This window comes from Bacillus sp. KNSH39, from assembly GCF_052656585.1.
Genome location: NZ_JBQXYO010000001.1, coordinates 4,137,501 through 4,142,500, shown reverse-complemented (window position 1 = coordinate 4,142,500; position 5,000 = coordinate 4,137,501). Strand labels below are relative to the sequence as shown.

The window sequence follows — 5,000 nt, the reverse complement described above, 5'->3', positions numbered from 1 at the left end:
GTTATGGTACATATTCGAAAACTTAGAAAGAAAATAGAAATTGACCCTTCCAATCCAAAATTCATTCAGACTATATGGGGAATTGGTTATAAGTTTGTAGGTGAAAAGCTTGAAGACTGATAAAACCCTCTTCCTGATTTCATTACAACTTATCATTTGCGGGATTTTAAACATACAAATGGATCCAAGAATCACAATGTCTTTATTTATTATCCTTATCTTAATTACAATTTATCTCTTCTTTTCAAGAATACAATTCATTCAACATCGCAAAGCAATGGATACTAAATTAAGTCGTGTACTAAAAGGAAACTTACAAACGAGATTATTCACAAGCAATGACCACTCATTACATAATATCGTTTTTTCAATAAACGAGCTAATAGGTAAATTAGAGCAGGTTCAAATTGAAGCCAAAAGATCCGAGGAATCCAGAAAACAACTTTTGTCTAGTATCTCCCACGATATACGAACACCACTCACCTCCATTATCGGATATATAGATGCTTTGAAAGACGGAGTTGCTGCTTCTGAAATAGAAAAACAAGAATATCTTAAAATACTCTATATGAAATCAAATAACTTAAAGCACCTAGTTGATGAAATATTCAATATGGCGAAGCTAGACGCTAATGAATTTCCACTAAAAGAAGAAGAACTCGACTTTTCTGAAGTTACTAGAGAAGTTTTAATTGAATTTTTACCTGAGCTCTCAAAACATAACATCGAACTGCAAATTCGCATACCAGAGTCTACTTGTCCTATCATCGCAGATCATCTAAGCATTATGCGGATTATCGGTAATTTAATGAAAAATGCAATTTATTACGGAAAGGATGGGAAAACAATAGGAGTCGAATTGCTAGAAGCTGATGCAGAATACGAACTTCATATTTGGGATCAAGGCCCTGGTATTCCAAAACATGATTTACAAAACGTATTTGAGCGAATGTACCGAAGCGAACAATCAAGAAACTCTTCATTTGGTGGTAGCGGTCTCGGGCTTTCTATTTCCAAAGCGCTCGTTGAGAAAAACGGTGGACATATATGGGTTGAAAGTACTCCATGGAAACGAACTACTTTTGGCTTTTCTATTCCAAAACACAATACTTTTAAGAAATAGTTAAGAAATGATTAATATGCAGTTAAGCCTTCCTTTTTATGATGTAAGTAAGAACTTATAGAAAGCTGGTGTCTCCTATAAATACAATTATAAAAACGACTAACCTTACTAAAGTATATGGCAATCAAAAGTCAGTAGATAATTTAAATATTAATGTTCAACAAGGGGAGATTTATGGCTTCATAGGCCGCAACGGTGCTGGTAAAACAACAACCATTCGCATGCTGCTTAGTCTTATAAAGCCTACAAGTGGAACGATTGAAATATTCGGAGAGAACTTATTCCAAAATCAAAAAGATATTTTAAGCAGAATTGGTTCTATAGTTGAAGTTCCAGGATTTTATGAAAACTTAACTGCAAAAGAAAACCTATTAATTAATGCAAAAATAATTGGGGTTCACAAAAAGAATGCTATCGAAGAAGCATTAGAAATAGTAGGTTTGCAGCATGAGACAAAAAAGTTAGTAGGAAAGTATTCTTTAGGAATGAAGCAACGCTTAGGAATTGCGCGTGCTCTTCTCCATTATCCTGAGCTACTCATATTAGATGAACCAACTAACGGACTAGACCCTATTGGTATTAAAGAAATGCGAAAACTTATTCATTCTTTAGCTCAAGAAAGAAATATAACAATACTGATTTCTAGTCACATATTAGCCGAGGTAGAACAGTTAGTTGATCGTATCGGAATTATTCATGAAGGAAAGTTACTAGAAGAAGTTTCTCTTGATACGCTGCGCAAAGCAAACCGTAAGTACATAGAGTTTCAAGTGAATAATGACGATAAAGCTGTGATGTTATTAGAAAATCATCTTCAAATTTTTGATTATGAAGTACATGATGAAGGAAATATTCGTATTTACTCTCATTTTGGACAACAAGGATACATAAACAGAACGTTCGTTCTTAACGATATTGAAGTATTAAAAATGATGATAAGTGAAGATAGACTAGAAGATTATTTCACCAAACTAGTTGGAGGTGGAACAATTGGTTAATCTACTCTATACAGAACTCTTAAAACTAAAACGCTCTAATATGTTTTTAATTAGCATTATTGGTGCTGGTGTCGCACCTTTCTTAGTTGTAGTAGCCTCTTATATACATATAAAAACAAAACAGCCAACTCCAACTATTTGGTTCAATCAATTATTTACTGACGTTAACTTATATACTACTTTAGTTATAGGATTCCCCTTATATGGAGTAGTGGTTGCTTATTTGCTTACCCGCGAATATACAGAAGATACACTGAAAAATTTACTAACTATCCCCGTGTCACGCATTAGCTTTATTACAAGTAAATTCATCATTCTCTTTCTTTGGATTATGATGCTAACTTTAGTCGCTTGGGCACTTACTTTAATATTAGGGCTATTGGGGAACTTCCCTGGTTTTAACATTTCTTTACTTTTAGGTTCTTTCCTAGAATTTTTAATATGTGGTGGACTTCTCTTTCTATTGTCTTCACCTATTGTGCTACTAACTCTTGTAATGAAGAGCTATGTACCACCCATTATATTAACAGTCATTATTACAATGACTAATCTTATGCTCGTAAACTCCAAGCATAAAGATTTATTTCCGTGGACCGCTACTCTAGATATCGCAAATAACGAATTACAACCGACATATCCACCAGAGTATTCTTATATCATCATTGCAGTAACGACAATTTCCGGATTTATTGCAACACTATTCTATTTTAAAAAAGTAGACATTCATTAATGTATAGGAGTGAAACTATGAGCGATATCATTATTGCCTTCATACTCGGTATTGTAGAAGGATTAGCTGAATTTTTACCTATATCTTCTACTGGCCACCTTATATTAGTCGGGCATTTATTAGGCTTTGAGGGAGAAAGAGCAAAAACGTTTGAAATTGTTATTCAGCTAGGCGCAATTTTAGCTATTGCAATTTTATATCATAAACGTCTCGTTTCTTTATGTAATATTAAACCTCTTATACAGAAAGAAAAAAAATTCAACGCGTTCCATGTATTTCTTGGCGTATTTCCGGCAGTGGTTGCTGGCTTGCTACTACATGATATTATTAAAACATACTTATTCCAGCCATACACTGTTGTGATTGGACTTGTAGCAGGGGCAATTCTTATGATCTTTGCAGAAGTAAAAAAGAAAGGGGCAGCAGCCTATTCACTGGACGATTTAACATACCGCCAAGCTTTAACAATCGGATTATTTCAGTGCTTAGCGGTATACCCTGGCTTCTCTAGAGCTGGCTCTACTATCTCTGGAGGTCTATTAGCAAAAGTAAATTATAAGACTGCATCTGAATTCTCTTTTCTAATAGCTCTTCCTGTAATGATTGGGGCAACAGGCTTAGACTTACTAAAAAGTTGGAAGTATTTAAGTGTCGATGACATCCCTATGTTCGCGGTAGGATTCATTACCTCTTTTATAGTAGCGATGCTAGCAGTAGTAACTTTTCTAAAGCTTTTAGAGAAGATAGGTTTAAAACCTTTTGCATACTACCGTATTTTGTTGGCTATCTTATTTACGCTTTTCGTATTGCTATAGATTCATATAAGTCACATATTATTAAACTGATATTCAATTTAGAATATCGGTTTTTTTATCTATTTCAACTCTAGTATTACTCACTTCAATATGGCATAGTGATAATAAACTACCATTCATAATCTGAACGTTCTTTAAGTAACTATGTCCTTTATCATAAAATGCAATTGGAAAATTAAAGATCCCATATATGTACAGAACATATTTACAAACTATATTCACTCCACATAGTATCTTTTTAATTTGCAAAACACTGATACAAATTAAAAATAAGTACAAAGGCATAACAAATAAATAAATTTCCTAGGAATTATAAAGAGATTAAATATTAATTAGAGTGAGGTGACGATAAAAATGAATCAATTAGCACAGACATATTGGGATACTTATTGGGGAAACAACAAAAAACCAGAATCTGTTACAGCTTGGCAATTTGGGGATGCCCCTAATTATCTTGCACAACTAGTAATTGACGGTATTAAAACAGCTACATGCTCCGGTCACATTTTTTATGAATTAGAAAATGAATCGCTACCGACTACTAATGATTATAGTATTATACTCAATAGTAATGATGAACCTGTAGCTATTATTAAGACAATAGAAGTAACTGTAACACCAATGAATGAAGTAAGCGAAGAATTCGCTATCGCTGAAGGCGAAGGAGATCGTACTTATAATTACTGGAGAGACACCCATGTTCGTTTTTTTACAAAGGAACTAAATGAGATTGGTCTTAATTTCTCTGAAGATATGTTACTCGTCTGTGAGCGTTTTGAACTTGTTGATGTGAACAATAAAGTGAAATTTTAATAAACTGAGATTTACCAGCCATTCTTATTTTTATAAACACAAAAAAGACGAGTCATTCTGACTCGTCTTAAAGTTGCTTGGCGACGTCCTACTCTCACAGGGACAAGGTCCCAACTACCATCGGCGCTAGAGAGCTTAACTTCCGTGTTCGGTATGGGAACGGGTGTGACCTCTCTGCCATCATCACCAAACTATGAAGGCATATTCCTTCAAAACTAGATAACATTTGCTACATATTATATGGTTAAGTCCTCGATCTATTAGTATTCGTCAGCTCCACATGTCACCATGCTTCCACCTCGAACCTATCAACCTGATCATCTTTCAGGGATCTTACTAGCTTACGCTATGGGAAATCTCATCTTGAGGGGGGCTTCATGCTTAGATGCTTTCAGCACTTATCCCTTCCGCACATAGCTACCCAGCTATGCCCTTGGCAGAACAACTGGTACACCAGCGGTGCGTCCATCCCGGTCCTCTCGTACTAAGGACAGCTCCTCTCAAATTTCCTACGCCCACGA

Annotated in this window: 6 protein-coding genes and 2 rRNA genes (2 of these 8 cut by a window edge); 6 read left to right on the top strand and 2 right to left on the bottom strand. The window is 34.9% G+C overall.

Annotation, left to right across the window (positions count from 1 at the left end; translation table 11 throughout):
• The 6 genes from ACUL40_RS21290 to ACUL40_RS21265 form a co-directional block, all read left to right on the top strand.
• Positions 1–120, top strand: the 3' portion of a protein-coding gene (locus ACUL40_RS21290; protein ID WP_000651997.1) for a response regulator transcription factor. The gene continues 594 nt to the left of window position 1, outside the view; the window shows 120 of its 714 coding nt (coding positions 595–714); its start codon lies off the left edge, out of view; its stop codon occupies positions 118–120.
• Entirely contained in the window at positions 110–1,123 is a 1,014-nt protein-coding gene (locus tag ACUL40_RS21285; protein WP_445423125.1) for a sensor histidine kinase, read from the top strand. The genes ACUL40_RS21290 and ACUL40_RS21285 overlap by 11 nt, the downstream gene beginning before the upstream one ends.
• 68 nt (positions 1,124–1,191) lie before the next feature.
• Positions 1,192–2,121, top strand: a complete 930-nt coding sequence (locus tag ACUL40_RS21280) for an ABC transporter ATP-binding protein (RefSeq protein WP_000074581.1) — start codon at positions 1,192–1,194, stop codon at positions 2,119–2,121.
• Positions 2,114–2,851, top strand: coding sequence for an ABC transporter permease (locus ACUL40_RS21275; protein WP_063245337.1), 738 nt, complete (start codon positions 2,114–2,116; stop codon positions 2,849–2,851). The genes ACUL40_RS21280 and ACUL40_RS21275 overlap by 8 nt, the downstream gene beginning before the upstream one ends.
• A 17-nt stretch (positions 2,852–2,868) precedes the next feature.
• On the top strand, positions 2,869–3,666 hold the full coding sequence (gene uppP, locus ACUL40_RS21270) for an undecaprenyl-diphosphate phosphatase UppP (protein ID WP_001279958.1): 798 nt from the start codon (positions 2,869–2,871) through the stop codon (positions 3,664–3,666).
• 354 nt (positions 3,667–4,020) lie between these two features.
• On the top strand, positions 4,021–4,479 hold the full coding sequence (locus ACUL40_RS21265) for an ASCH domain-containing protein (RefSeq protein WP_001072420.1): 459 nt from the start codon (positions 4,021–4,023) through the stop codon (positions 4,477–4,479).
• 75 nt (positions 4,480–4,554) lie between these two features.
• Here ACUL40_RS21265 and rrf read toward each other — a convergent pair.
• Positions 4,555–4,670 (bottom strand): 5S ribosomal RNA (gene rrf / locus ACUL40_RS21260).
• 49 nt (positions 4,671–4,719) lie between these two features.
• Positions 4,720–5,000 (bottom strand): 23S ribosomal RNA (locus ACUL40_RS21255); it runs 2,641 nt beyond the window's last position.

What these genes read in the sequence shown, in the direction of transcription:
- uppP (WP_001279958.1), top strand. Translation starts at nt 2,869, where the DNA reads ATGAGCGATATCATTATTGCCTTCATACTCGGTATTGTAGAAGGATTA.
- ACUL40_RS21265 (WP_001072420.1), top strand. Translation starts at nt 4,021, where the DNA reads ATGAATCAATTAGCACAGACATATTGGGATACTTATTGGGGAAACAAC.